We start from the raw sequence: 24,050 nt of genomic DNA, 5'->3' as shown, positions 1-24,050 counted from the left end.
CATAAACCTATTGACATTTCAACAAACTAAAGCCATGGAGGGCATCCTAATACTGACATTTTATAATGATATCACAGACCAGGATTCAAGTCAATGGTCCTATTGCATTTTTCTGAAACTTTTTTTCGCCTTCAAAATACGGTAACCTTTATCCTTCGTAACTTCCTCCACACGTCCGAAAAGGCTCTCGATTTTAGCGCTTGCCGAAGGGGCACCCTGCTTTTTCTGTATAACCACCCACAAAGCTCCACCTTCATTTAAATGTTCATAAGCAAGCTCGAAAATGGTATGCACCGTTTCCTTACCCGCACGTATAGGTGGATTCGTTAGAATCACGTCAAACCGATCATCTTTTACTGCCTCAAATAGATCGCTTTGCTTTATCGTCACATTGGTAATTCCATTCCGTTCCGCGTTCTCTATAGCCAGTTGAACGGCTCGCTCGTTAATATCCACCATTGTAACGTGACCATTCGGTACAAGCGTAGCTGCCGTCAAACCAATCGGTCCATAGCCACACCCTACATCCAGCACTGAAGCCTGCGCAGGAAGCTGCATCGCCTCAATCAACACACGGCTACCGTAATCAATTCCCTGCTTCGAGAAAACGCCTGAATCGCTGGCAAAACGGTATGTCCGCCCCCGCAGCACTGTTTCCAGGCTCCGCCGTTCGTGCGCCGTCTCTGGCCGTTTGGAGTAATAATGATCAGACATTCATGACCACCTCCTTGGTTGTAATACCATCATAGCCTTCACTAAAATGTTTCAGACATGCTTGTACTGCCGTTTTACAGCAATAAACCCCTTGAAGATCACCTCAAGGGGTTTGTTTTAGTGCATTGTCTGCTAGATAACAGTCAATTATTTCACTTCTACGGAAGCGCCTGCCTCTTCCAATTTTGCTTTCAGGGAATCAGCTTCTTCTTTCGCGATTTTTTCTTTCAGTGGTTTTGGAGCGTTGTCAACCAGTTCTTTTGCTTCTTTCAGGCCAAGACCTGTAATTTCGCGAACTGCTTTGATAACATTGATTTTGGAAGCGCCAGCGCTTGTCAAAATTACGTCGAACTCGGATTGCTCAGCTTCTGCTGCGCCACCTGCTGCGCCACCTGCTACAGCTACTGGAGCTGCTGCAGTTACGCCGAATTCTTCTTCGATTGCTTTAACAAGATCGTTCAGTTCCAATACGGACATACCTTTAATTGCTTCCAAGATTTGCTCTTTACTCATGGTTGAACCTCCATTTAAATTCTTATTTTTTTGTTTTCAATCTGCTATACAGCAGCTTTAATCCCTAACTTATGCGCTTTGCTCTTCTTTTTCCGCAACAGCTTTAACTGCAAGCGCGAAGTTGCGCACAGGAGCTTGAAGCACACTGAGGAGCATGGAAAGGAGACCTTCGCGGGATGGCAGTTCTGCCAACGCTTTGATTTCCTCAACACCGATAACACGGCCTTCTACAACTGCACCTTTCAGTTCCAGCGCAGTGTTTTTCTTAGCGAAATCATTCAAGATTTTAGCTGCAGACACTGCATCATCTTTGCCGAACGCGATTGCAGTAGGACCTGTCAATACTGCGTCCAGTTCAGTCAATTCTGCTGCCGCAGTTGCACGACGGAGCAGCGTGTTTTTCAGCACTTGAAATTCGATTCCGGCTTCGCGAAGCTGCTTACGCAGCTCAGTTACTTGGGCAACATTCAGACCGCGATAGTCAGCAACCACAGTTGTTACGCTCTCGCGCAATTTTGCAGCTACAACTTCAACAGCTTCTTGTTTTGCTTGAATCACTTTTGCATTTGCCAAACTGTACACCTCCTGATCAATTTATCCGCTTTGCTCGACCGACCTATCCGGCGGTCGCACAAAGCTACCTTCATGAGCATGAAAAAAGCCTCCGTAGAGTACGAAGGCTTGATAAATCTACATGAACGGGACAAGCCCGTCACATGAAACGCTCTATCATAACACCTCGGTAGGAGATTAAGCCCGAAGGCCCCTACTGTCTACGGTAAGCATATTCAACTTTAATGGTCAGTCACACGGACTCACAACTTTTACAGAATAACAAAATCAATTGAACGTGTCAATCAAAATATTATTTGTAAACAGATGCGTTCACACGAGCACTTGGTCCCATAGTCGAAGAAATAGCGATGTTTTTCAGGTAAACACCTTTAGCAGCCGCTGGCTTCGCACGGTTCAAGGCTTCGATCAAAGCTTTAAGATTCTCGTTCAGTTGTTCAGCACTGAAGGATGCTTTGCCGATTGGCGCATGAATTTGACCCGCTTTGTCGAGACGGTATTCGATTTTACCAGCTTTGATTTCTTGAACAGCCTTGGCAACGTCGAAAGTAACTGTGCCTGCTTTAGGGTTTGGCATTAAGCCTTTACCACCGAGCAAACGACCCAGTTTACCAACCTCACTCATCATATCAGGTGTCGCAACGCAGACGTCGAATTCGAACCAGCCTTGTTGAATTTTGTTGATCATATCTTGATCGCCAACAAAATCAGCGCCAGCCGCTTCGGCTTCTTTCACTTTGTCACCTTTTGCAAATACCAGAACGCGCTGTGTTTTACCCGTACCATGTGGCAGGACAACAACACCACGAACAGCCTGGTCTTGTTTACGGGAATCTACGCCCAGACGGACTGCTGCTTCAACAGTTTCGTCAAATTTAGCAGTTGCGCCTTTTTTCACCAATTCAACGGCTTCTAAAGGCTCATAAGTCGCTTCGCTGTCGATCAGCTTAGCGGCTTCCAAGTACTTCTTACCATGTTTAGCCATAATCTTTTCCTCCTTATGTGGTATTAGCGGATATTCCTCCCACACTTGCCGGACAGTCAAACTGCCGGCACACGAAGACTAATATAAATTAATCTACGATGGTGATACCCATGCTGCGAGCAGTACCTTCAACCATACGCATTGCCGATTCTACGGAAGCTGCGTTAAGGTCAGGCATTTTTTGCTCAGCAATTTGACGAACGGTAGCGCGATTTACAGTTGCAACTTTCGTTTTGTTCGGTTCACCGGAACCTTTTTCGATTTTAGCAGCAACTTTCAACAGCACAGCAGCCGGTGGAGTTTTGGTGATGAATGTAAAAGAACGATCTTCAAACACCGAAATTTCAACCGGGATGATCAGGCCTGCTTGATCAGCAGTACGAGCATTGAACTCTTTACAGAATGCCATGATGTTGACACCTGCTTGACCCAAAGCTGGACCTACTGGAGGCGCTGGATTAGCTTTACCTGCAGGGATCTGCAGTTTTACCATTTTGATTACCTTTTTTGCCACGGATGACACCTCCTTGACTCAATAGTGGTAGACGGACCTAATGATCCTCCCACAAGAAACCTGTAAGAAAAATCTATATTTTCTCCACCTGAGTATAATCTAACTCAAGCGGGGTTTCCCGTCCAAACATGTTGACGTGAACCTTAAGCTTGCTCTTCTCAACCAAAATTTCTTCCACGGAGCCCACAAAATTCGCAAAAGGACCAACTTTAATTCGCACGGATTCCTTAACATCGAATTCAATCTTCGGTTTCGGCTCTACCATGCCCATATGCTTCAGAATCTGTTCAACTTCTTCTGGAAGCAAAGCTGTCGGTTTGGAACCCGAGCCTGTTGATCCTACAAATCCCGTAACACCTGGTGTGTTGCGCACAACATACCAAGAGTCGTCGGTTTGAACCATTTCGACCAAGACATAACCAGGGTATACTTTACGCATAACGGTCTTTTTCTTACCGTCCTTGGTTACCAGTTCTTCTTCCATTGGAACAAGAACGCGGAAAATCTTGTCCTCCATGCCCATGGACTCAACGCGTTTCTCCAAATTGGCTTTGACTTTGTTCTCATACCCTGAATAGGTATGAACGACGTACCATCTTTTTTCCATATCAAGCCACCTGGAACCCTTCCTAGATAATCGCTTCGATCACAGCGGAAATGCCGATATCGAGAACCCAAAAATAAATCGTGACAAACGCAATCGTCCCAATGACAATCAGCGTATAGTTGGTCAGTTCTTTACGATTGGGCCAGCGAACCTTCTTGAGTTCAGCCCAGCTTTCAGAGAAAAAGGAAAACAGAGACTTGAAACTGCGTTTCACGCCGACTACACCTCCAAAAACTATCTGGTTTCCCGATGAGAAGTCTGTTCGTTACAGGACTTACAGAATTTCTTCATCTCCATGCGGTCGGGGTGATTACGCTTGTTTTTAGTCGTTGTGTAATTTCTTTGTTTGCATGTTGTACAAGCCAAAGTAATAATTACCCGCATGATGTGCACCTCCCGAAGACATCCAACACCGGAAGTCTCATAATTGATCCTAAAAAAAACCGCGAATTTAGGCCTACCTAAAACACTTTATCACACGCGGTTTTCCATGTCAACGAATGTTTGCATACATTTCGCAGTCCCGGCTGTGGTGCATTTTAACATCTGTTCATCCTTGTAAAATCATCTCTGAAAAACCTCTCCAAGATCCATGCGATATCTATTATTTATCTTTTTAGTATAAATCATTCTTCACACATATAAACCTGCATATCCTGCCCTTAACGAATAAAAAAAGACTCGGACTCGAGCCTTTTCCCTGCCAGCCTCTACTTTCAGCTATCCCTTACTTCCAAATACTTTTCAAGTTTGCGCTTGACCCGTTGCAGCGCATTATCAATAGATTTCACGTGGCGGTCAAGATCCTCGGCAATTTCCTGATATGAACGTCCGTCCAGATACAGCATAAGTACCTTCCGTTCCAGCTCGCTCAGAATCTCGGACATTTTGTCCTCAAGGCCTACAAACTCTTCCTGATTGATAATCAGTTCTTCAGGATCACTTACCTGTGTTCCGCAAATCACGTCCAGTAACGTCCGATCCGACTCTTCATCATAAATGGGCTTGTCCAGAGATACGTAGGAATTCAGAGGAATGTGCTTTTGTCGTGTGGCCGTCTTGATTGCCGTAATAATCTGTCTTGTAATGCACAGCTCGGCGAAGGCCTTGAACGAAGCAAGCTTGTCTCCCTTAAAATCACGAATAGATTTGTAGAGACCAATCATGCCCTCCTGAATAATATCCTCGCGATCAGCGCCGATCAGGAAGTAGGATCTGGCCTTGGCCCGCACGAAGTTCCGATATTTATTAATCAGAAACTCCAGTGCCTCCCCATCACCTTCATGGACTGCTCCGACAATGTCTTCATCATTTTTGTAATCAAACTTTGACAACATGATATCCTTGAGGTCCACACTCACTAACAATCCCTCCGGCTGCAACGCAAGATACCCGTTACTCTCTCAAATATAGGACAAGTATACGCGATGTAACCTGATACCGTCAACCACAACAGCCTAAAAAAGAAGAGCACTAACAAAATTGTCAATGGTTTCAAAATGGGGAACTGTCCAATTACTGGATTTTCTTTTTCTGGATTATTCTCTTCTCCAGCGCTCGAACAGCTTTCGAAGCTCCGGGCTTAGCTTGGCATCCAGCGAATTGCGGGACAATTTGGCGCTATCCTGCTCTATCCGCTTTTTCACTTCCTTTTCAGATTCCTCAATCTCAATCAAAAGTTCACGCGCCGACACCCTGAGCGCTCCTTGTCCAAAAGCGACATGTTGTTCCACCTGATCACTTGTTGCTACATAAATGCTTCTTCTTCGGCTGCTTAGCTCCCGAACCAATCGCTCGATACACTCGTCAGCGGTTTCTTTTTCTTTTGTAAAATAAATCTGGACTTTACTCTGGGCATACGTTTTACCCAATCCTGGCACCCGGTAAGCATCAAATACGACGATGACTCTTCTGCCGGAATACGCCTGATGATCCGCGAGTCGTTCAAGCAGTCTGTCCCTCGCTTCCTGCATACCAGATTGTACCAGTGCGGAAAGTTCGGGCCAGGCTCCAATCATGTTGTAACCGTCCACAAGCAGAACATCCCGCGTGTCAGCCATATCATCAGCCCCGTGCCTGTCGTCCGCGCAACACTTCGTACATCACGACACCTGCGGCTACAGAAGCATTCAGGGAATTGATTTGCCCAGCCATCGGCAGCTTAACGAGTACGTCACATTTCTCACGGATCAAACGGCCTATCCCTTTATTTTCGTTACCAATGACAATAGCCACTGGTCCCGTGAATACACCATTTCCAAAAACCGGGTCCGTAGCTGTCACATCCGTGCCGACTACCCATACGCCTTCCTCTTTGAGGCGGTCGATCGTTTGCCCTAAATTGTTCACACGCGCCACTGGAACGTACTCAACCGCCCCCGCCGATGTTTTGGACACCGTTACAGTTACTGCCGCCGAACGTCTTTTGGGCACGATTACGCCATGTGCACCTGTGCAGTCCGCTGTCCGAAGGATAGACCCCAGATTATGCGGATCTTCAATCTCATCCAATAGGATTAAAAACGGCTCCTCTCCCTTGCTACGAGCAGTTGCGAGCAGTTCTTCCACTTCAACGTAGGCAAAAGGTGCAGCCTGTGCAACCACTCCCTGATGCTGTATTCCCGGAACCATTTGATCAAGCTTACGCTTGTCCACCTGTAACACAATGATCCCCGCTTTTTTAGCCTCAGCCGTAATGGGCAATGTCAGGTGCTTTTGTGCATTATCCGCAATCCATATTTTATTTATCGTTCTGCCTGAACGAAGCGCCTCCGTTACCGAATGCTTACCGGCAATCCATTCTTCTTCCATATCTAGCTTCCTCCCGGGAAACGGCCAATGCTCAATGCATTTGATCCGCTCGTTCCCAATTAAGATTTTTCTGTATTTTCCATTTGTGCAATGCCGTACGTAATCAATTCTCTCATTCTGTCCAAACGTCCGTCACAATAAAGAAAACCGAACAGTCCCTCCAGCGCAGTAGCATGACGATACTCAAGCACATCAGCATTTTTGGGCAGGCTTCCTGACTTGGCATTTCTGCCTTGTCTAACAATATCACGTTCTTCCTCCGTCAGTACCGTCTCCAGCAGCGTGAGCATACGGCTCTGCGCCTTGGCAGAGACTAGCCCTGTGGCTCGCCGATGTAAATGGTTCGGGCGCAGATTGGGCTGCGCCAGCAAATATTGCCGCACCGCAACCTCATACACGGCATCGCCAATGTAAGCCAGCGCAATCGGCGGCATCAGGCGGGCCGGCTTGGACGCAGGATACGGGAACCAGTTTCCCGCACCTTCCGAAGCTCCCGTATTCAATGGCTTATCACTCATTTTCGCCGCCACCGCATACCCTGTGCTGTATCCTCAAGCACGATTCCTTTGGCAGCCAGCAGATCGCGAATTTCATCGGCTCTGCCCCAGTTCTTGGTTTTGCGTGCCTCGACACGTTCCGCAATCAATTGTTCAATTTCATCATCCAACAATTCTTCTCTCGGTTCCGCATAAATACGAAGTACGTTGTTCATCGTATGAAAGGTATGCAATACAGCCTTCAATTCCGCCTGATTTACGACATCGCGCTGCAACAGATGATTCGCTTCGCTAACCCAGTCAAATACAGCAGTAATCGCGTCAGGTGTATTGAAATCATCATCCATTTTTTCGCCAAACTGCTGCAAGATCCCGTCAAGCTTGGCTTGCAGTTCCACTGACACTTCCCCGTTGCCTTCCAGCGCATTGGCTAAACGATGCTTCACGTTGGTAACTGCATTGGCAATCCGTTCGACACTATTCTCCGCCTGACTCATCGTCTCTTGGTTGTAGTTCAACGGATTCCGGTAATGAGTCGAAAGCATAAAATAGCGTAAAGCCTCTGGCTTGTGACGAGCGCGCAAATCTTTTACCAAAATACCATTACCGAGTGATTTCGACATTTTTTCATTATCAATGCGAATATATCCGTTATGCATCCAGTAGCGAGATAATGGCTTACCCGTAATCACTTCGGATTGTGCGCATTCACATTCATGATGCGGAAATTGCAGATCCTGTCCGCCCCCATGAATATCCAGTGTATCCCCCAAATAATGGCGAGCCATAGCAGAGCATTCGATATGCCAGCCTGGTCGTCCATCTCCCCAAGGGCTCGACCAATAAATTTCGCCCGGCTTCGCTGCCTTCCAGAGTACAAAGTCCTCGGCATTTTCCTTGCGTTCATCCACATTGATGCGAATTCCGAACTGAAGCTCTTCCAATTTTTGACCTGATAGTTGTCCGTAATCTTTGAACTTTTTGGTCCGATAGAACACATCCCCATCATTCTCATAGGCATAGTCTTTGTCTACCAATTCCTTAATAAAATCAATAATCAGGTCCATGCTCTCTGTTACACGAGGGTTCATGCTGGCAGCAGGAACATTCAATCCTGCCAGATCCTCATGGTAGGCAGCAATAAATCTCTCAGCAACTGCCGAAACATCCATATCAAGTTCCCGAGCTTTGCGGATTAATTTATCATCGACATCCGTAAAATTCACCACATAGTTTACATCATAGCCCAAGTACTCTAGGTAGCTGCGCACCACGTCAAATACAATTACAGGTCGTGCATTGCCAATATGAATGTAATCATACACGGTAGGTCCGCATACATACATTTTAACCTTTCCAGGCTCCAGTGGCACAAAAGGCTCCCGACTCCTCGTCATTGTATTATAAATTTGAAGCGGCATTGTTATGTTCCTCCCTCATGAAAATCATTTTTCTATTTTATTCTCTTGGGCCACCTGATGTTTCTGAGCGGATCGCCCATCCTTCAAATCAGATATTTCTGCACGCAATCGTTCTATTTCCAGTTGAAGCTCCCGCATAGAATCCACGACCGGATCGGGTAACTGGTGACTAAGTCGATCCGGACGTCTACCGTCCTGTCTGACAACCCGTCCCGGGATACCCACCACCGTACTGTTTGGCGGTACCTCTTTTAGCACAACCGAGTTGGAGCCAATGTTGGACTGCGCCCCAATCGTAAAAGAGCCTAATATCTTGGCCCCAGAGCCTATAACCACATTATTCCCAATCGTAGGGTGGCGCTTCCCTTTCTCTTTCCCCGTCCCTCCAAGAGTGACCCCCTGGTATAATACGACATCATCACCAATCTCGCAGGTTTCCCCAATGACAACTCCCATGCCATGGTCAATGAACAGCCGATCTCCAATACGAGCACCGGGATGGATTTCAATCCCTGTCATAAACCTCGATACTTGCGATATAAAACGAGCTAGAGTACACCAGTTTCGCAGATAAAACCAATGTGCGGTTCGATGTGCCCAAAGTGCATGAACGCCGGAATACGTAAAAATAACCTCCAGCTTGCTCCGGGCGGCCGGATCATTATCCAAAACAGTCTGAATGTCGGATTTGATATGTCTGAACATGTCGCCCCTCCTATTTCCCCCATTTCCTTGCCGCATCTCCACACCACTCCGCGTTTCGCCAATTTTTGCATTCGACAGCACGCTTCGACATTTTTCACCTTTAACAAGTTTGAGTCTGATAAAAATGAAAAAGCGCCTCCGCAGCCTAAGCTGCAGAGACGCATGAACGTGGTCCCACTCTGCTTCGGGCATACCTGCTGCATATAAGCAGAGAAGCCCGTCTTTGGCGTCCGGTAACGAGAACGATTCGGCACACCCTTGCCACATCAGCAGTCGACGCTAATTGGGTTCGGGCGCACGGCTCCCAGGCGCATTTCCTCCGCAGGTCATCTGGACGGCTTCCAGCCCCGGGGTTCCCCTCGGCCGTCCTCTCTGGCAAATGCCCTTATGCAGTGTACTTCTCCTGTTCTCAGCCTTTACACGTAAATATCAATCCGTATCAATGGAGTCATTATAGCGAAAAGACAACAAATTGACAAGAAATATCAGCCTTTAATTTGTGCCTTGAGACGGTCCAGGACCTTGTCACGTCCGAGCAGGAAGATCGTTTCGTTCAAATCGCGTCCATGAGTTTGACCTGTAAGGGCCACACGAATCGGCATGAACAACTGTTTCCCTTTAAAGCCAGTTTCCTTTTGAACTTCCTTGATCAGCTTGGCCATTTGTGGAGCGGTAAATTCCTCGCTCACTTCAACCTTGCCAGCAAAGGCTTTAAGTACTTCAGGAACCTGCTCTTCGGCCAATACTGCCGCCGCTTCAGCATCAAGCTCCAGATGCGAACGGAAAAACAGCTCAGACAAAGCCACAATGTCGGACGCAGAGGTCATTTGTTCCTGATATAAGCGAACAAGAGCCTTAGCCCAATTCTGTTGTTCCTCCGATAATTCATTCGGTAACAGCCCCGCTGCTTGCAAATGAGGAATCGCCATACCAGCAATCCGCTCAGGATCGGCTTTTTTAATATAATGATTGTTCAGGTAAGCCAGCTTGTTCGTATCAAAGACAGCCGGACTTTTGGACAAACGGTTAGGATCGAAAATCGAAATCAATTGTTCCCGGTCATAAATTTCTTCTTCGCCTTCCGGGGACCAGCCCAGCAGCGCAATAAAATTGAATATAGCTTCTGGCAAGTAGCCCAATTTGTCGTACTGCTCCATGAACTGAATAATGGACTCGTTGCGTTTGCTAAGCTTTTTGTGATCATCGCCCACGATCAGTGTCATATGACCAAAGATTGGAGGCTCCCATCCAAGCGCTTCAAAGATCATCAATTGTCGCGGTGTATTGGAGACATGGTCCTCGCCCCGCAACACATGTGATATTTTCATCAAATGATCGTCTACTGCTACAGCGAAGTTATATGTCGGAATACCGTCTTTTTTGACGATAACAAAATCGCCGCTTTCCTTCGAATTAAACGTAATTTGGCCTTTGACCATATCATTAAACGTATATTCGCGATCTTCTGGTACGCGGAAACGGATACTTGGTACACGACCCTCCGCTTCGAATGCCTGACACTGTTCCTCCGTCAGATCACGGTGCTTCCCGGAGTAGCGTGGTGTCTCCCCACGTTCCGTCTGTTCTTCACGTTCGCGTTCCAGTTCTTCTTCGGTGCAGTAACAGCGGTAAGCCAGGCCACGATCCAGCAGATCCTGCCAATAGGTTTTGTATATATCCAAACGTTCAGTCTGACGGTAAGGTCCATACTCGCCTCCGACATCCACGCTTTCATCCCAATCCATACCCAGCCATTTCAGATATTTAAGCTGGCTCTCTTCCCCGCCTTCAATGTTGCGTTTCACATCTGTATCTTCAATACGAATAATAAATTTGCCACCTTGGTTCCGAGCATACAAATAATTAAACAAAGCCGTTCTGGCATTTCCAATATGCAGATGCCCTGTTGGGCTTGGGGCATAACGTACACGAACTTCCGTGCTCATAAAATCTCCTCCAAATCTAAGTTCTCAAGATGATAGCATACCCTTTACAAGACAGACAACCGATTGAGCCGCGATTCCTTCACCCCGCCCGGCAAAGCCAAGCTGCTCCGTCGTAGTTGCCTTAACGTTTACCTGGGAAGGATCTTCTGCTTCCAACGCACGAGCGATAACTTCATTCATCTGCGGGATGTAAGATGCCATTTTGGGCTTTTGCGCAATAATCGTAGAATCAATATTCCCCAAGCGGTATCCCCGCTCTTTGGCCAAACTCCATACATGCTCCAGCAACTTGAGACTGTCGGCATCCTTGAATTCGGGATCGTTATCCGGAAAGTGCTTCCCGATGTCACCCAGACCGAGCGCGCCCAGAATAGCGTCGCTAACCGCATGCAGCAGCACGTCAGCATCGGAATGACCCAGCAATCCCTTTTCATAAGGAATATTCACGCCCCCGATAATGCACGGCCTTCCTTCCACCAGTTGGTGGACGTCAAACCCTTGTCCCACTCTGATCATCTGATATCCTCTCCCTCTGTCTTTACCCATAACGCCGCCATATCCAAATCCTCAGGCGTGGTAATTTTGATGTTTTTGTAGCTGCCCTGAACGACAGTCACCGGAATCCCTAATCGCTCCACCAGCATAGAATCGTCTGTCCCCAAAAATCCCGCCTGGTCCGCTTTCTCATAGGCCCGCAACAGATCGGAAAGACGAAAAGTCTGTGGCGTTTGAATACTCCACAGACTTCGGCGATCCGGCGTTGCTGTAATGATACCATCCCCGTTCACTTGCTTGACTGTATCCTTTACAGGCACCGCCGCTACAGAAGCACCGGTACGCATAGCTGTCTCCAGGCACGAACGTATAAGCTCAGGTTGAATGAGTGGACGCACACCATCATGCACCATCACCCAATCTGCTTGCAGGTGGCTCAGACCGCGATATACCGAATGCTGGCGTTCACTGCCACCAGCCACCACTTGTACATCCTTGCTGATCCGGTATTGACGAATCCATTCTTGGCAGCGCTCGACATCTTCTGCCCCCGTCACCATCACCATTTCATCCACTTCGGGCATGGCTGCGAATATTTCAAGTGTATGTATGAAGATGGGCTTGTCCCGCAAAAGCAAAAATTGCTTGCTTTCCGGCGTTCCCATACGGGAGCCGCGCCCGGCCGCCACAATGACGACTCCTACCCGATTGTTCATTGAAATGACTCCTGCCTTGATCGCATCTGGACGATCCGTATGATTACACATCTACTTCATCATACCGCGTTTATTGAGCTTTTTCCAATAATTTCGGTTTGGCAAAAATCATACGCCCCGCAGAGGTCTGAAGTACGCTTGTAACCAGCACCTCCATCAGCGAACCGATGTAGTCACGTCCGCCTTCCACAACGATCATCGTACCATCATCCAGATAGGCCACACCTTGCCCATGCTCCTTGCCGTCTTTGATAATCTGCACCATAATTTCCTCACCGGGCAGCACTACAGGCTTCACTGCATTTGCCAAGTCATTAATATTCAGCACCGATACACCTTGAAGCTCGCACACCTTATTCAGGTTAAAATCGTTCGTTACCACCTTACCCTGTAGCACCTTTGCCAGCTTGACCAGCTTGCTGTCGACCTCTGAAATCTCCTCAAAATCGCCTTCGTAAATCAATACATTTACATCCAACTCTTTTTGAATCTTGTTCAAAATATCCAGACCTCGCCGCCCGCGGTTACGCTTGAGCAAATCCGACGAATCTGCAATATGCTGAAGCTCCTCCAGCACAAATTCCGGAATAACAATCGTGCCTTCGATAAAACCCGTCTTGCAAATATCCGCAATACGTCCGTCTATAATCACGCTGGTGTCCAAAATTTTATGTTCCTCCAGCTTGCGTTCTTCCACACCCGTATGTCGACCAAAAAATCCCGAACTCCAAAATGAGGACAGCTCGTCCCGCTTTTCCAGTCCGACCATCACACCCACATATCCGCATACGATGGTAACAGCCGTTTGAATCAGTTGACCTGGTGCCCCCAGCCATGACAAGAGCGGGTAAACTGCTAAGGAAAGGATCAAGCCCACCGCCAATCCAATCGCACCTGCCATCATCTCGTTCATTGGAATCCGTACCAAACCTTCGATCCCCTGCTGTAAACGATTCGCCACAGCTGTTCCGGCGAGCGAACATCCAGCCATAAATAACACAGCTCCCGCAATCATCCAAACAGCCATTCCCGGTAAAGAACCATCACTCAACCACTGGGGCAGCCATGATACGATACCTCCTACCCGATGGTATAACGTATAGCCGAACCATGCTCCGCACAATCCTGTAAAAGTTAAAATAGCCTTTCTTAACATCGAGTCTCTATACCTCCTTTGTTTTCTTTTTGCACCCTGATATTTATTGGTTATACATCACTTTCCCTACCAGTATGATCCAATTCTCCCGCAACTAACCCTATGTATTTGATTTTTTATGCATAAAAAAAGCATCTATCTCCCTGAAATGATTCAAGGATATAAATGCTTTATTGTTTTCTCGCCTAATTCTAATGTTGTGAATGACGGTATTGGTCATCCTGTTCTTCCTGAGTGGAACGTCCCCGTCCGCGCCCGCGTCTACGTGACAGCTTACGGATATTCAGTTTCATGCCATACAATGCATACAGCACCAACGGTACGAAAATCAGCTTCGATAATTGATCCGGGAATTTAACTGCCAGTACAACGGCAGCAACCACAACCCATGGAGCGATCCAGATCGCTTTCTTCGGAAGGCCCACCTTTTTTAAATTCGGATATTTCATCGAGCTGACCATCAAATAAGAGACAAGCAGCATCGCAACCGACATGTATAACATAGAGACATCATTATGAAACAAAGATAAAGTCGCCAGCACTCCACCTGCTGCCGGAATCGGCAAGCCTGTAAAATAACCCGGGACACCGGGACGTACATTAAAACGAGCCAAACGTAACGCTCCACACATCGGAAAAATAGCCGTAACCGTCCAGGCCAAAGCCGAATTAGCATCATGAAAAGCAACCATGTACATAATAACTGCGGGAGCTACACCAAAAGATATCATATCTGATAAGGAGTCAAGTTCTTTACCGAATTCGCTCTGGGCATTTAGCGCCCGGGCCATTCGTCCATCCAGTCCGTCCAACAACATGGCGACAATAACCATAATAGCGGCAAGACTGTATTTTCCGTCTACGGCCAATAAAATGGCGATCATTCCGAGAAACAAGTTACCCAAGGTACACATGTTCGGAATTGATTTGGTAATCATCTCTTCACCTCAATGTATGAATTGTTCCATTATAATCCTTTCACTGTATTACATTTACATTTGCCTGTCAATGAAAACTTGTTCCTGCAATCGTTTGAGTCCCTCTTTAATGGTACGCGCACGGACTTCTCCAATGCCATCTACTTCATCCAGTTCTTCAATCGTCGCTGTCATAACATGCGGAAAACGTCCAAACCGCTCCACCAGATTGTGAATGATCACATTCGGTAGACGTGGTATCTTGTTCAGCACCCGATAACCGCGCGCCACGATATATTCTTCTGATGTCGCAGCCGAAGACGGGTATCCCAGCAAACGCACAATATGATTTGCATCCAGCAGCTCATCGTCCGTGGAACGCTTGAGGCCCAATATAATGCCACGAATTTTCTCATCGCTATCGTCTTTGGCATAATCCTTATACAGTAGCCAGGCCTCTTCCTCGATATTACTGACAAGCTCATCCATCTGCATGCTAATTAAACGGCCCTCATTCCCAAGCTCGTTAATAAATCGTTTGATTTCCATTTTGATGCGCAGCACCATTTCGATCCGTTGGATGACATTTACGACTTCGGGCATGGTAACCAATTCTTCAAATTCGGATGCCGTCAAATTCGTCGAGGCTTGCCCTAGCACGGATCTATACTTTTCTAGCGTCTGAATGGCCTGATTGGCTTTCGTTAAAATAACCCCGATTTCCTTGAGCGCGTATCTCAGCGTTCCCTGATACAATGTAATAATATTACGCCGCTGGGAAATGGACACGACTAACTTGCCAGTTTGCTTGGCAACCCGCTCCGCTGTCCGGTGACGAATACCCGTTTCAATCGATGAGATAGAAGAATCGGGAATCAATTGCGTATTTGCGTATAAAATTCGTTTCAAATCCTCACTCAGTATGATGGCACCGTCCATCTTAGCCAGTTCATACAAATAGTTCGGTGAAAAATCACAGTTAATCGAGAAGCCGCCGTCCACGACCTCCATTACCTCCGGGCTATAGCCAACGACCAGAAGAGCGCCCGTTTTGGCGCGCAGCACGTTTTCCAGTCCGTCGCGAAAGGGAGTTCCCGGTGCCACAAGCCGCAGCAAATCATTCATTTTATCCAGTTGGCTCGCTTCTTTCATTCTCATTGCCCCCTAATCTAATGCGGCTGCCAATGCATCTGCCACCGTTCCTACTCCTACAATTTGTATCCCTTTCGGATGCGTCCAGCCCTTCAGACTCTTCTCCGGCATAATCACCCGTTTAAAACCCAGCTTCTCTGCTTCCCGCACACGCTGCTCCGCTCGGGATACAGCGCGCACCTCACCCGTCAACCCCACCTCGCCAAAAATCACATCGTACGGCTTGGTAGGCGCATCCCGAAAGCTGGAAGCAATACTCACCGCTATAGCCAGGTCCACCGCTGGTTCATCCAATTTTACGCCCCCGGCCACATTTAGATACGCATCCTGATTTTGCAAAAACATACCCATCCGCTTTTCCAACACGGCTATAATCAATCCCATTCGGTGATGGTCAACCCCTGTACCCATTCGGCGCGGAGAAGGAAAATGTGTAGTCGCAATCAGCGCTTGCAGCTCAACTAATACAGGTCGGGTTCCTTCCATACTGGCGACGACTGTGGAACCAGCCACCCCTAGAGGTCGTTCGGACAAGAACAGCTCGGAAGGATTCGACACCTCACGCAAGCCGCTTTCAACCATTTCAAAAATACCAATTTCATTCGTAGAGCCAAAACGATTCTTAACCGCACGCAACAGCCGATACGTATGATGGCGCTCTCCTTCAAAATAAAGCACACAATCGACCATATGCTCCAACAGACGCGGGCCTGCAATGGCCCCTTCCTTGGTTACATGTCCTACCAGCACCGTTGCAATACCTAATCCCTTGGCAATCCGCATAAAACGTGAAGTACATTCCCGTACCTGTGCTACACTCCCCGGCGCACTCGTCACCTCAGGCAAATATACAGTCTGGATAGAGTCAATCACCAGAAACTCCGGTTTCAAGCTGTCTACCGCTTCTTCAATCGTCTCCAAATTCGTCTCACATAATACGTATAAATTGGGGGACAAGGCACCGAGACGGTCTGCACGCAGCTTCGTCTGACGAACGGATTCCTCACCTGACACATAAAGCACCTTTAAACCGGTTAAAGCCAGCTCATTCGATGTCTGTAGCATAAGCGTAGATTTTCCAATCCCCGGATCACCGCCCACCAGAACGAGTGAACCCGGCACCACGCCTCCCCCGAGCACGCGATTCAATTCGCCAATTCCCGTCAAAATTCGTGCTTCTTTACCACTCTCCACTTCGATAATAGGAAGCGGTTTATCTTTTGTGCTATGAGTAAGAAGGGAAGAACCCATTCCTTGAGTTTTAACAACGCTTTCCGTTTCCTCCACCATGGAATTCCATGCCTGGCATCCGGGACATTTTCCATACCATTTGGGCGATTCATAACCGCACTCCGTACAGGAAAATTTAGTTTTCACTTTAGCCATACTTTGTTCCTTGGCTCCTTATATGACAACGATCAATGTCGGATTTATCTTCACACAGCCCGGAAAGAGCTGTAACAATAAAAGTTTACCATTGAAGCTTGGCGGACGTAAAGCGATATCACAAACTTTTCCAAAGCACTTATCCGACCGTTCCACAGTGCTTTATGCACAAAAAGGGTGCCTTCGCCACAGCTTTTCAGCCTGCGAGACACCCTTTCTGACCACTTTTATTGTGCTAACCTATCGTACTTCTGTCCTTTTGGGCAAAAGCCGAGGATTATCGTTAACTCTTATTGCCTACTCAGTACAATGCTCAGGACTTCGCAGATACGTTATCCTTTTTCGTTACGGTCAACGCACCGTTCTCTTCATCAATGAAGAGAGAATCACCTTTAGTGATATTACCCGACAGCAACTCCTCGGACAGACGGTCCTCGATATGCTTCTGGATTGCACGACGCAATGGACGCGCACCATACGCCGGATCAAAGCCTGCCTTCGCAAGGAATGCCTTAGCCTTGTCTGTCAACTCAAAGTCCACCTCGTACTCATTCAGACGCTTACGCAGCTCTTCGGACATAAGCGACACGATTTCGGCAATGTGTTTTTCTTCGAGAGAATGGAAAACGATAATTTCATCAATCCGGTTCAAGAACTCGGGACGGAAGCTTTTCTTCAGTTCATCCATCACTTTGCCCTTCATGTTATCATAATCCGCTCCAGCGTCCACAACAGCTGTAAAGCCGAGCGTGGAGTTACGTTTGATCGCCTGTGCACCCACATTGGATGTTAGGATGATGAGTGTGTTGCGGAAATCGACAACACGGCCTTTGGAATCCGTCAGACGTCCATCTTCCAGCACTTGCAGGAGAATGTTGAATACTTCTGGATGTGCTTTTTCAATCTCATCCAGCAGAACGACGGAGTAAGGTTTACGACGTACCTTCTCAGTCAGTTGACCGCCTTCTTCATATCCAACATATCCTGGAGGCGCTCCTACCAGACGGGACGTGGAATGCTTCTCCATGTATTCGGACATATCGATTCGGATAACCGCATTTTCATCTCCGAACATGGATTCAGCCAAAGCGCGTGCCAGCTCGGTTTTACCAACCCCGGTTGGACCGAGGAAAATAAAGGAGCCGATTGGACGTTTCGGATCTTTCAGACCGGCACGTGCCCGGCGAATAGCCCGGCTAACTGCCTTAACTGCTTCATCCTGCCCAATGACCCGCTCATGCAACAACTCTTCCATGTTCAGCAAGCGATGCGTTTCTTCCTCTTTCAGCTTGCTGACCGGAACACCTGTCCAGATCGCAACGACCTGAGCAATATCCTCCGGTGTTACTTCGGAATCTGTACGTCCCTGTTGCTCTTTCCATTGGTTTTTCGTAACATCCAGCTCTTCACGAATTTTCTGCTCTGTATCACGCAGTGCAGCCGCCTTTTCGAACTCCTGGCTTTGTACAGCCGAATCCTTTTCCTTACGGATATCTTCCAGACGGTTTTCCAGCTGTTTCAGGTCTGGCGGTACCGTGTAGGAATTCAGCCTTACCTTGGAGCCTGCTTCATCAATAAGGTCAATTGCTTTATCCGGCAGGAAGCGGTCGGTGATATAACGATCCGACAATTTTACTGCCGCTTCAATGGCTTCATCCGTAATTTTCACACGGTGATGCGCTTCATAACGGTCACGCAGGCCATACAAGATTTGAATAGCTTCTTCTGGAGAAGGCTGATCTACCGTAATCGGCTGGAAGCGACGTTCCAAAGCAGCGTCCTTCTCAATATATTTGCGGTATTCGTCCAGCGTTGTCGCACCGATGCATTGCAGCTCGCCACGTGCCAGAGCAGGCTTTAAAATGTTGGAGGCATCAATTGCACCTTCCGCTCCACCTGCACCGATCAGCGTATGCAGCTCGTCAATGAACAGTACGATATTTCCGGCCTGACGAATCTCGTCCATAATCTTTTTCAAGCGATCCTCGAATTCACCACGATATTTGGTACCTGCTACCACAGAACCCATATCCAGTGTCATAACACGCTTGTCACGCAGCGTTTCGGGAATCTCATTGGCAATAATTTTTTGAGCCAGTCCTTCGGCAATTGCCGTTTTACCTACCCCTGGCTCACCGATCAGAACCGGATTGTTCTTCGTACGGCGGCTGAGCACCTGAATTACACGCTCAATTTCCTTACTACGCCCAATGACAGGGTCCAGATTGTTTTCCTTCGCAGATGCCGTCAAATCACGTGCCAAGCTGTCCAGCGTTGGTGTGCTGACATTAGCCGGAGCACCGTGATGGCTGGAAACAGCCTCGCTGCTGCCAAGCAATTGAAGCACTTGCTGACGTGCTTTGTTCAGGCTGATACCCAAGTTATTCAGTACACGGGCTGCTACACCTTCGCCTTCACGGATAAGACCGAGCAAAATATGCTCTGTACCTACATAGGTATGGCCCAGCTTACGAGCTTCATCCATAGACAGCTCGATAACCTTTTTGGCGCGTGGAGTATAGGCAATGTTCGTCGGTTGTTCTTGACCGCGTCCAATCAGCGTTTCCACTTCATCCTGAATTTTTTCCAGTCCTAGCCCTAAACCAATCAAGGCTTTCGCTGCAATTCCTTCACCTTCACGAATGAGGCCGAGCAAAATGTGCTCCGTGCCAATGTTGTTGTGTCCCAATCGAACAGCTTCTTCCTGAGCCAAGGCAAGCACTTTTTGTGCGCGTTCCGTAAATCTTCCAAACATCATATATCCTGCACCTCCACAGTGTGTATTTCAGATCATTCTATATATTAAAGGGTTGTGCCTAATTTTTGCCGGATCAGCTTCGCCCGGTACATATCGCGCTCACCGGTATTCATTTTATCACCAAAGCTTTTTTGCAGAAATCCGGGTTGCGTCATCACATTCAGCTCATTCATCGCTGCGGTGGATGGACGCTCCAAAATCCCCAAGTCCACGCCAAGACGTACATCGGACAACCGCTGTGCGGCCTCCTTGGAATCCAGTACCGCTGCATATGACAAAATACCGAATGAACGCATCACCCGATCTGTAATCCGCAGCATGGACTCATTCATCAGCCGTTCCCTGGCGGAACGTTCGTGCTCTATAATTTGCAGCACAACGCCATGCAGATTTTCGATAATTTCCGCTTCGGTTTGTCCCAGTGTAATCTGATTGGATACCTGAAACAGATTGCCGACCGCTTCGCTGCCTTCACCATAAATACCGCGAACGGTAAGACCTACCTGTGAAACAGCAGACAAAATGCGGTTAATCTGATGAGTCATGACCAGTGCGGGCAGATGCATCATCACTGAAGCTCTCATCCCTGTGCCAACATTCGTCGGACAACTGGTCAGAAAACCTCTACGATCATCAAATGCATAATCGACATGCGCCTCAAATGCATCATCAATAACCATAGCACGTTCCCAAGCTTCTCTAACCTGACATCCCGGATATAAGCACTGGATACGCAGATGATCCTCTTCGTTTATCATAACACTAACCGATTCATCATCGCTAATCAAAACAGCACCGTTACGAGATTCGTTCGCCAAATTAGGACTAATCAAATGCTTCTCAACTAGCACCTGCTTGTCGATCTCATCCAACTCGGATATTTTCAGGGTATGAAAGGTACCAAAGCGTCCTAAATCATCATACTGAAGGATATCCGTCAAGCGTTGAAGTGCTTCTTCCGACTGCTGGTTGGTAGCAAGCATGGGAAAAGGCAGATGCTGCAAGTTACGCGCAATTCTCACCCGGCTACTAATGACAATCTCTGAATCCGCAGCATCACCACGCATCCAATCACTTAGCGGCTTTTCCGTAAACCGGATATTAGGCATTACGCATCCCCTCCTACTCTTCACAAACTTTACTCTTCAGTCATTTCTTTTTCAAGCTCTCTGATTTGATCCCTAAGCTCAGCGGCTGATTCGAATTCTTCCTGTACAATATGTTGTTGCATCTCTTTTTTCAGATCGTCAATTTGCCGTTTAACCTTCAATCGACCTCCGGTGCGAACCGGAACCTTGCCCACATGGCTCGTATTGCCCTGCACACGCTTGAACAACGGGTCCAGACGGCTGTCAAAATATTGATAGCACGACGGGCACCCAAAGCGTCCCAGCTTACTGAACTGTGCATAGGTCATGCCACACTCCTTGCATTGCAGGTTCTGCGGACCGCTATGGCCTGGCGACTGGCTCTTTGTACTGGATTCGAAATCCAGCATACCCGACAATAGGCTATGAATTGAAAAGCCATTAGGTGTACCAGGGATCATCTCCCCTTTTTCCTTCGCACACGTCTCACAAATATGAAACTCTGTCTTTTCGCCATTCACAATTTTGGTGAAATGCAAAGTTGCCGGCCGTTTATTACATTCTTGGCACAGCATAAAAGCACCTCCTTCAGCGTCAGGATTTTTACAAATCCCTACATCCAAATCTTGAATCACACGCTATCTGGCCACCAGCAACGAAATCAGCATAGCCTTAAGCAGCCTTGCCCGTAGCTGGTCACGATAGGGAAGCTTCAGCAATAATGTGTCCCTTGATAAAGCGGCCTTCATTAAACCAGCTTCCCTTTTGCTTAAAAAACGGGCTTCCTCCAACTGATAAATCAGTCCTTCCGCTGCCGATTGACTAATTTCCTCTCCAATGCTTTGATGGAGATGGGTATGGATCGCATGCTGTGCGGGCAGTTGAATTCGCTGAATGCGAATGTATCCCCCACCACCGCGCTTACTTTCCACCACATAGCCTTTTTCCAGCGTAAAGCGGGTACTGATTACATAATTAATTTGCGACGGCACGCAGGAAAAGCGGTCAGCCAAATCATTACGCTGAATTTCCACTAAACCTTTGGGACTTTCCAGCAATATGCTCTTCAAATATTGTTCAATAATATCGGAAACATTGCGCATTTCATCATCCTCCACTAACGGAAACGCAAATATTCAGTACATTTCACGCTCCACAGAGTCCGCCGTATATTGAACTTAACCAAACGGTAAAGTCAGTAATCTAAGCCAGTAGTGGAGCTAATTCACCCTCCGTCCTCACTTAAAAACATCCCGTTTAGCTTCTAGTGTGACCTTTATTCGTAATAGATCATACACCTTTCCTCACGCCCATGAGATTACAGTGGATGTTTATCAACAAATCAGGTCTATCTTTTCATGCTGTGTTGGTGTCAATGTATTATATACGGCTAAAAACTCAGCGTATTCACACCATTCTAATGAAGCACTACAGGCTCCATTGACTTTGACTTTCTTTGACTATATTCACATTATAGCACAAAATATATTTTTGCCAAGGGGTCAATATCATTTTTCGCAATCTAATTATGTTTTATACAATATAAGAAAAACTCTTCCCTTTACGGAAAGAGTTCTGAAAAATATCGTTAAAATCATCCACACTTTATAAAAGGTATTTAAGCTATATTCCCTAAAAAATGAAGACTCAGGAGCATTTAAGATCGTTACAATTAGAAAAAATCCAGCAAAAATGTTTGTGTTACCGGTATTACACGTTCTAATGCAGATACAGACTCGCTGCGCCCTGTAATACGACTCCACTTATACAGATCATCAGGCCGCTGATAGCCAAGCATCAGGGTGGTCAGCGATTGGATACTCACACTCAAGTCAGCTTCTATTGCGTCCTCGGAAGAACTGTTTGAATCCACTCTGTCCAAATGTCCTTGCCCTTCCGCGGTGACCGTCAATGTCCATATTCCTTCATTCCATGGAGCATATCGATCTGTCAGATATAAGTTCAAATGTGTTTCCTCTCCCATGGCCTCAAAAGGATATTTCTCCACAAAAGCAGCAGCATCTACAATACGGCCCATAAAATAAGGCACTGTTTCCTGCTGAATTCGTGGATCATCCAGTAGAAATGGCAGCTTATCATCGGCCGGAATGTAAATAAATTTACCTTGGGTTATCATCGAATCATGATTGGCAAAATACGTCCACAACGCCCGCCGTGCCGTTTCATTAATATATACCAGTTCGTCGCAATTCAATTGCTTATCTTCAATTTTGTATAAAGCATATCCCTGAGGATCGCCTGCTTCAGAGTAGTACACTACGGTTCGGTAGTTTTTATTTAATGTCCGCTCTTGCCACCATTCCTTGTTTCGTACCAGTGTACCATTATAACGCGAAGCGTAGGCTTGATACACTTGGTCCAGCTCAGAAATATCCTTCACATCCCGTTTGACCGTACCTTTGGTTTTAAGCTTGGCAGGGAATTTATCAATCGGAATGATATACTTTTTGTATTCAATATACGTTTCCCATCCAAATTTACGATAGAAGGCAAAGGAGAAAGGATGTAAAAAAGAAAGACTCTGCCCCGCATCCTTCATCTCTTCAAGCGCATGCGTTAAAAGGCGTGAAACCAGACCCCCGCGCCGTTTTTCCGGCCACGTTGCCACACCAGCGATGCCCCCCATGTCAAAAACCTGACCTTGTATGTATACCTGTAGCGGTAACAAAGTCAGCTTCGCATTCAAGTCCGTTCCGTCGAATATCCCCCAAGTTTGTTCTGGTTTGAATTTCTTTTTGGATTTCTCCAGATCCTCCGAGGACATTGTAAACTGAAAAGCATATTGAGACAACTCAATAGCAGCTTCAAATTCCTCACGTTGTAATTGCCTGATTTCCATAAGTTTGTCACCTCGCTCGCATACTTGGACTTCCACAAAAAGATCACACCTTTAGAGTGTCGCAAAGCCTTGGTTCTCTGTCAACCTTAGGAACAGATGGTTATAGTAAAAATGTATAAAAAAAGAACCACAATCTCAAGGAGATCATGATCCTTCTTACTTTTGCTTGGCGACGTCCTACTCTCCCAGGACCCTGCGGTCCAAGTACCATCGGCGCTGGAGGGCTTAACGGTCGT

26 protein-coding genes and 1 other annotated feature are annotated in these 24,050 nt (G+C 47.1%); all 26 genes read right to left on the bottom strand.

Features of this window, described 5'->3' with window-relative positions; all coding sequences use genetic code 11:
• Positions 1-99: 99 nt before the first annotated feature.
• Positions 100-714 carry a class I SAM-dependent methyltransferase gene (locus E0698_RS22040; RefSeq protein ID WP_192512913.1) on the bottom strand — a complete coding sequence of 205 codons (615 nt, stop codon included), beginning with the start codon at positions 712-714 and terminating at the stop codon, positions 100-102.
• A 147-nt stretch (positions 715-861) separates the two neighbouring features.
• Entirely contained in the window at positions 862-1,227 is a 366-nt protein-coding gene (gene rplL, locus E0698_RS22035) for a 50S ribosomal protein L7/L12 (RefSeq protein WP_025685943.1), read from the bottom strand.
• 69 nt (positions 1,228-1,296) lie between these two features.
• Positions 1,297-1,800 (bottom strand): 50S ribosomal protein L10, encoded by a 504-nt coding sequence (gene rplJ / locus E0698_RS22030; RefSeq protein WP_134912299.1) that lies wholly within the window; start codon positions 1,798-1,800, stop codon positions 1,297-1,299.
• A gap of 72 nt (positions 1,801-1,872) precedes the next feature.
• Positions 1,873-2,024 (bottom strand) — a sequence feature (ribosomal protein L10 leader region).
• 68 nt (positions 2,025-2,092) lie between these two features.
• Positions 2,093-2,785: a 50S ribosomal protein L1 gene (rplA, locus tag E0698_RS22025; protein ID WP_014278322.1), complete on the bottom strand. Its 693-nt coding sequence runs from the start codon at positions 2,783-2,785 to the stop codon at positions 2,093-2,095.
• A gap of 88 nt (positions 2,786-2,873) precedes the next feature.
• The gene (rplK, locus tag E0698_RS22020; protein WP_014278323.1) at positions 2,874-3,299 is read right to left on the bottom strand and encodes a 50S ribosomal protein L11; all 426 of its coding nucleotides are present in this window, start codon (positions 3,297-3,299) and stop codon (positions 2,874-2,876) included.
• A 73-nt stretch (positions 3,300-3,372) separates the two neighbouring features.
• Positions 3,373-3,906 (bottom strand): transcription termination/antitermination protein NusG, encoded by a 534-nt coding sequence (gene nusG, locus E0698_RS22015; protein WP_014278324.1) that lies wholly within the window; start codon positions 3,904-3,906, stop codon positions 3,373-3,375.
• Between the two features lie 22 nt (positions 3,907-3,928).
• A complete protein-coding gene (secE, locus tag E0698_RS22010) occupies positions 3,929-4,120 on the bottom strand; it encodes a preprotein translocase subunit SecE (protein WP_013312170.1) in 192 nt (63 codons plus the stop codon).
• 20 nt (positions 4,121-4,140) lie between these two features.
• Positions 4,141-4,290: a 50S ribosomal protein L33 gene (gene rpmG / locus E0698_RS22005; protein WP_023990562.1), complete on the bottom strand. Its 150-nt coding sequence runs from the start codon at positions 4,288-4,290 to the stop codon at positions 4,141-4,143.
• 332 nt (positions 4,291-4,622) lie between these two features.
• Positions 4,623-5,267 (bottom strand): RNA polymerase sporulation sigma factor SigH, encoded by a 645-nt coding sequence (sigH, locus tag E0698_RS22000; RefSeq protein ID WP_016324748.1) that lies wholly within the window; start codon positions 5,265-5,267, stop codon positions 4,623-4,625.
• 177 nt (positions 5,268-5,444) lie between these two features.
• Complete coding sequence (locus E0698_RS21995) at positions 5,445-5,966, bottom strand: NYN domain-containing protein (RefSeq protein WP_149096353.1); 522 nt, start codon at positions 5,964-5,966, stop codon at positions 5,445-5,447.
• Between the two features lie 4 nt (positions 5,967-5,970).
• Positions 5,971-6,717 (bottom strand): 23S rRNA (guanosine(2251)-2'-O)-methyltransferase RlmB, encoded by a 747-nt coding sequence (gene rlmB / locus E0698_RS21990; RefSeq protein WP_025685949.1) that lies wholly within the window; start codon positions 6,715-6,717, stop codon positions 5,971-5,973.
• 59 nt (positions 6,718-6,776) lie between these two features.
• A complete protein-coding gene (locus E0698_RS21985) occupies positions 6,777-7,235 on the bottom strand; it encodes a Mini-ribonuclease 3 (RefSeq protein ID WP_134912295.1) in 459 nt (152 codons plus the stop codon).
• Positions 7,232-8,635 (bottom strand): cysteine--tRNA ligase, encoded by a 1,404-nt coding sequence (cysS, locus tag E0698_RS21980; RefSeq protein ID WP_192512912.1) that lies wholly within the window; start codon positions 8,633-8,635, stop codon positions 7,232-7,234. Before cysS ends, E0698_RS21985 begins: the two co-directional genes overlap by 4 nt.
• 24 nt (positions 8,636-8,659) lie before the next feature.
• A complete protein-coding gene (gene cysE / locus E0698_RS21975; RefSeq protein ID WP_192512911.1) occupies positions 8,660-9,340 on the bottom strand; it encodes a serine O-acetyltransferase in 681 nt (226 codons plus the stop codon).
• 485 nt (positions 9,341-9,825) lie between these two features.
• Positions 9,826-11,286, bottom strand: a complete 1,461-nt coding sequence (gltX, locus tag E0698_RS21970; protein WP_134912289.1) for a glutamate--tRNA ligase — start codon at positions 11,284-11,286, stop codon at positions 9,826-9,828.
• A 24-nt stretch (positions 11,287-11,310) separates the two neighbouring features.
• Entirely contained in the window at positions 11,311-11,802 is a 492-nt protein-coding gene (gene ispF, locus E0698_RS21965) for a 2-C-methyl-D-erythritol 2,4-cyclodiphosphate synthase (RefSeq protein WP_134912287.1), read from the bottom strand.
• A complete protein-coding gene (ispD, locus tag E0698_RS21960) occupies positions 11,799-12,497 on the bottom strand; it encodes a 2-C-methyl-D-erythritol 4-phosphate cytidylyltransferase (protein ID WP_192512910.1) in 699 nt (232 codons plus the stop codon). The genes ispF and ispD overlap by 4 nt, the downstream gene beginning before the upstream one ends.
• Before the next feature lie 70 nt (positions 12,498-12,567).
• Positions 12,568-13,653, bottom strand: a complete 1,086-nt coding sequence (locus tag E0698_RS21955) for a PIN/TRAM domain-containing protein (protein ID WP_192512909.1) — start codon at positions 13,651-13,653, stop codon at positions 12,568-12,570.
• A gap of 191 nt (positions 13,654-13,844) precedes the next feature.
• Positions 13,845-14,591: a CDP-diacylglycerol--serine O-phosphatidyltransferase gene (pssA, locus tag E0698_RS21950; RefSeq protein WP_134912282.1), complete on the bottom strand. Its 747-nt coding sequence runs from the start codon at positions 14,589-14,591 to the stop codon at positions 13,845-13,847.
• A gap of 54 nt (positions 14,592-14,645) precedes the next feature.
• Complete coding sequence (gene disA, locus E0698_RS21945) at positions 14,646-15,722, bottom strand: DNA integrity scanning diadenylate cyclase DisA (protein ID WP_134912280.1); 1,077 nt, start codon at positions 15,720-15,722, stop codon at positions 14,646-14,648.
• 12 nt (positions 15,723-15,734) lie between these two features.
• Positions 15,735-17,108 carry a DNA repair protein RadA gene (radA, locus tag E0698_RS21940; RefSeq protein WP_192512908.1) on the bottom strand — a complete coding sequence of 458 codons (1,374 nt, stop codon included), beginning with the start codon at positions 17,106-17,108 and terminating at the stop codon, positions 15,735-15,737.
• 313 nt (positions 17,109-17,421) lie between these two features.
• Positions 17,422-19,866, bottom strand: coding sequence for an ATP-dependent protease ATP-binding subunit ClpC (clpC, locus tag E0698_RS21935; protein ID WP_134912278.1), 2,445 nt, complete (start codon positions 19,864-19,866; stop codon positions 17,422-17,424).
• Positions 19,867-19,910: 44 nt separating this feature from the next.
• Complete coding sequence (locus tag E0698_RS21930; RefSeq protein WP_134912277.1) at positions 19,911-20,975, bottom strand: protein arginine kinase; 1,065 nt, start codon at positions 20,973-20,975, stop codon at positions 19,911-19,913.
• A 29-nt stretch (positions 20,976-21,004) separates the two neighbouring features.
• Positions 21,005-21,529 (bottom strand): UvrB/UvrC motif-containing protein, encoded by a 525-nt coding sequence (locus E0698_RS21925; protein ID WP_134912276.1) that lies wholly within the window; start codon positions 21,527-21,529, stop codon positions 21,005-21,007.
• A 63-nt stretch (positions 21,530-21,592) separates the two neighbouring features.
• Positions 21,593-22,057, bottom strand: a complete 465-nt coding sequence (locus E0698_RS21920) for a CtsR family transcriptional regulator (protein WP_134912275.1) — start codon at positions 22,055-22,057, stop codon at positions 21,593-21,595.
• A gap of 569 nt (positions 22,058-22,626) precedes the next feature.
• Entirely contained in the window at positions 22,627-23,814 is a 1,188-nt protein-coding gene (locus E0698_RS21915) for a GNAT family N-acetyltransferase (RefSeq protein ID WP_192512907.1), read from the bottom strand.
• Positions 23,815-24,050: the final 236 nt, after the last annotated feature.

Source organism: Paenibacillus sp. 23TSA30-6 (assembly GCF_014858585.1).
In the GTDB taxonomy this organism is placed as follows: Bacteria; Bacillota; Bacilli; order Paenibacillales; family Paenibacillaceae; genus Paenibacillus.
Note: the sequence above shows the minus strand (reverse complement) of the source record. Positions and strands in the feature narration are given on the sequence as shown.

What these genes read in the sequence shown, in the direction of transcription:
- E0698_RS22040 (WP_192512913.1), bottom strand. Translation starts at nt 714, where the DNA reads ATGTCTGATCATTATTACTCCAAACGGCCAGAGACGGCGCACGAACGG.
- rplL (WP_025685943.1), bottom strand. Translation starts at nt 1,227, where the DNA reads ATGAGTAAAGAGCAAATCTTGGAAGCAATTAAAGGTATGTCCGTATTG.
- rplA (WP_014278322.1), bottom strand. Translation starts at nt 2,785, where the DNA reads ATGGCTAAACATGGTAAGAAGTACTTGGAAGCCGCTAAGCTGATCGAC.
- nusG (WP_014278324.1), bottom strand. Translation starts at nt 3,906, where the DNA reads ATGGAAAAAAGATGGTACGTCGTTCATACCTATTCAGGGTATGAGAAC.
- rpmG (WP_023990562.1), bottom strand. Translation starts at nt 4,290, where the DNA reads ATGCGGGTAATTATTACTTTGGCTTGTACAACATGCAAACAAAGAAAT.
- E0698_RS21995 (WP_149096353.1), bottom strand. Translation starts at nt 5,966, where the DNA reads ATGGCTGACACGCGGGATGTTCTGCTTGTGGACGGTTACAACATGATT.
- rlmB (WP_025685949.1), bottom strand. Translation starts at nt 6,717, where the DNA reads ATGGAAGAAGAATGGATTGCCGGTAAGCATTCGGTAACGGAGGCGCTT.
- E0698_RS21985 (WP_134912295.1), bottom strand. Translation starts at nt 7,235, where the DNA reads ATGAGTGATAAGCCATTGAATACGGGAGCTTCGGAAGGTGCGGGAAAC.
- cysS (WP_192512912.1), bottom strand. Translation starts at nt 8,635, where the DNA reads ATGCCGCTTCAAATTTATAATACAATGACGAGGAGTCGGGAGCCTTTT.
- cysE (WP_192512911.1), bottom strand. Translation starts at nt 9,340, where the DNA reads ATGTTCAGACATATCAAATCCGACATTCAGACTGTTTTGGATAATGAT.
- gltX (WP_134912289.1), bottom strand. Translation starts at nt 11,286, where the DNA reads ATGAGCACGGAAGTTCGTGTACGTTATGCCCCAAGCCCAACAGGGCAT.
- ispF (WP_134912287.1), bottom strand. Translation starts at nt 11,802, where the DNA reads ATGATCAGAGTGGGACAAGGGTTTGACGTCCACCAACTGGTGGAAGGA.
- ispD (WP_192512910.1), bottom strand. Translation starts at nt 12,497, where the DNA reads ATGAACAATCGGGTAGGAGTCGTCATTGTGGCGGCCGGGCGCGGCTCC.
- E0698_RS21955 (WP_192512909.1), bottom strand. Translation starts at nt 13,653, where the DNA reads ATGTTAAGAAAGGCTATTTTAACTTTTACAGGATTGTGCGGAGCATGG.
- pssA (WP_134912282.1), bottom strand. Translation starts at nt 14,591, where the DNA reads ATGATTACCAAATCAATTCCGAACATGTGTACCTTGGGTAACTTGTTT.
- disA (WP_134912280.1), bottom strand. Translation starts at nt 15,722, where the DNA reads ATGAAAGAAGCGAGCCAACTGGATAAAATGAATGATTTGCTGCGGCTT.
- radA (WP_192512908.1), bottom strand. Translation starts at nt 17,108, where the DNA reads ATGGCTAAAGTGAAAACTAAATTTTCCTGTACGGAGTGCGGTTATGAA.
- clpC (WP_134912278.1), bottom strand. Translation starts at nt 19,866, where the DNA reads ATGATGTTTGGAAGATTTACGGAACGCGCACAAAAAGTGCTTGCCTTG.
- E0698_RS21930 (WP_134912277.1), bottom strand. Translation starts at nt 20,975, where the DNA reads ATGCCTAATATCCGGTTTACGGAAAAGCCGCTAAGTGATTGGATGCGT.
- E0698_RS21925 (WP_134912276.1), bottom strand. Translation starts at nt 21,529, where the DNA reads ATGCTGTGCCAAGAATGTAATAAACGGCCGGCAACTTTGCATTTCACC.
- E0698_RS21920 (WP_134912275.1), bottom strand. Translation starts at nt 22,057, where the DNA reads ATGCGCAATGTTTCCGATATTATTGAACAATATTTGAAGAGCATATTG.
- E0698_RS21915 (WP_192512907.1), bottom strand. Translation starts at nt 23,814, where the DNA reads ATGGAAATCAGGCAATTACAACGTGAGGAATTTGAAGCTGCTATTGAG.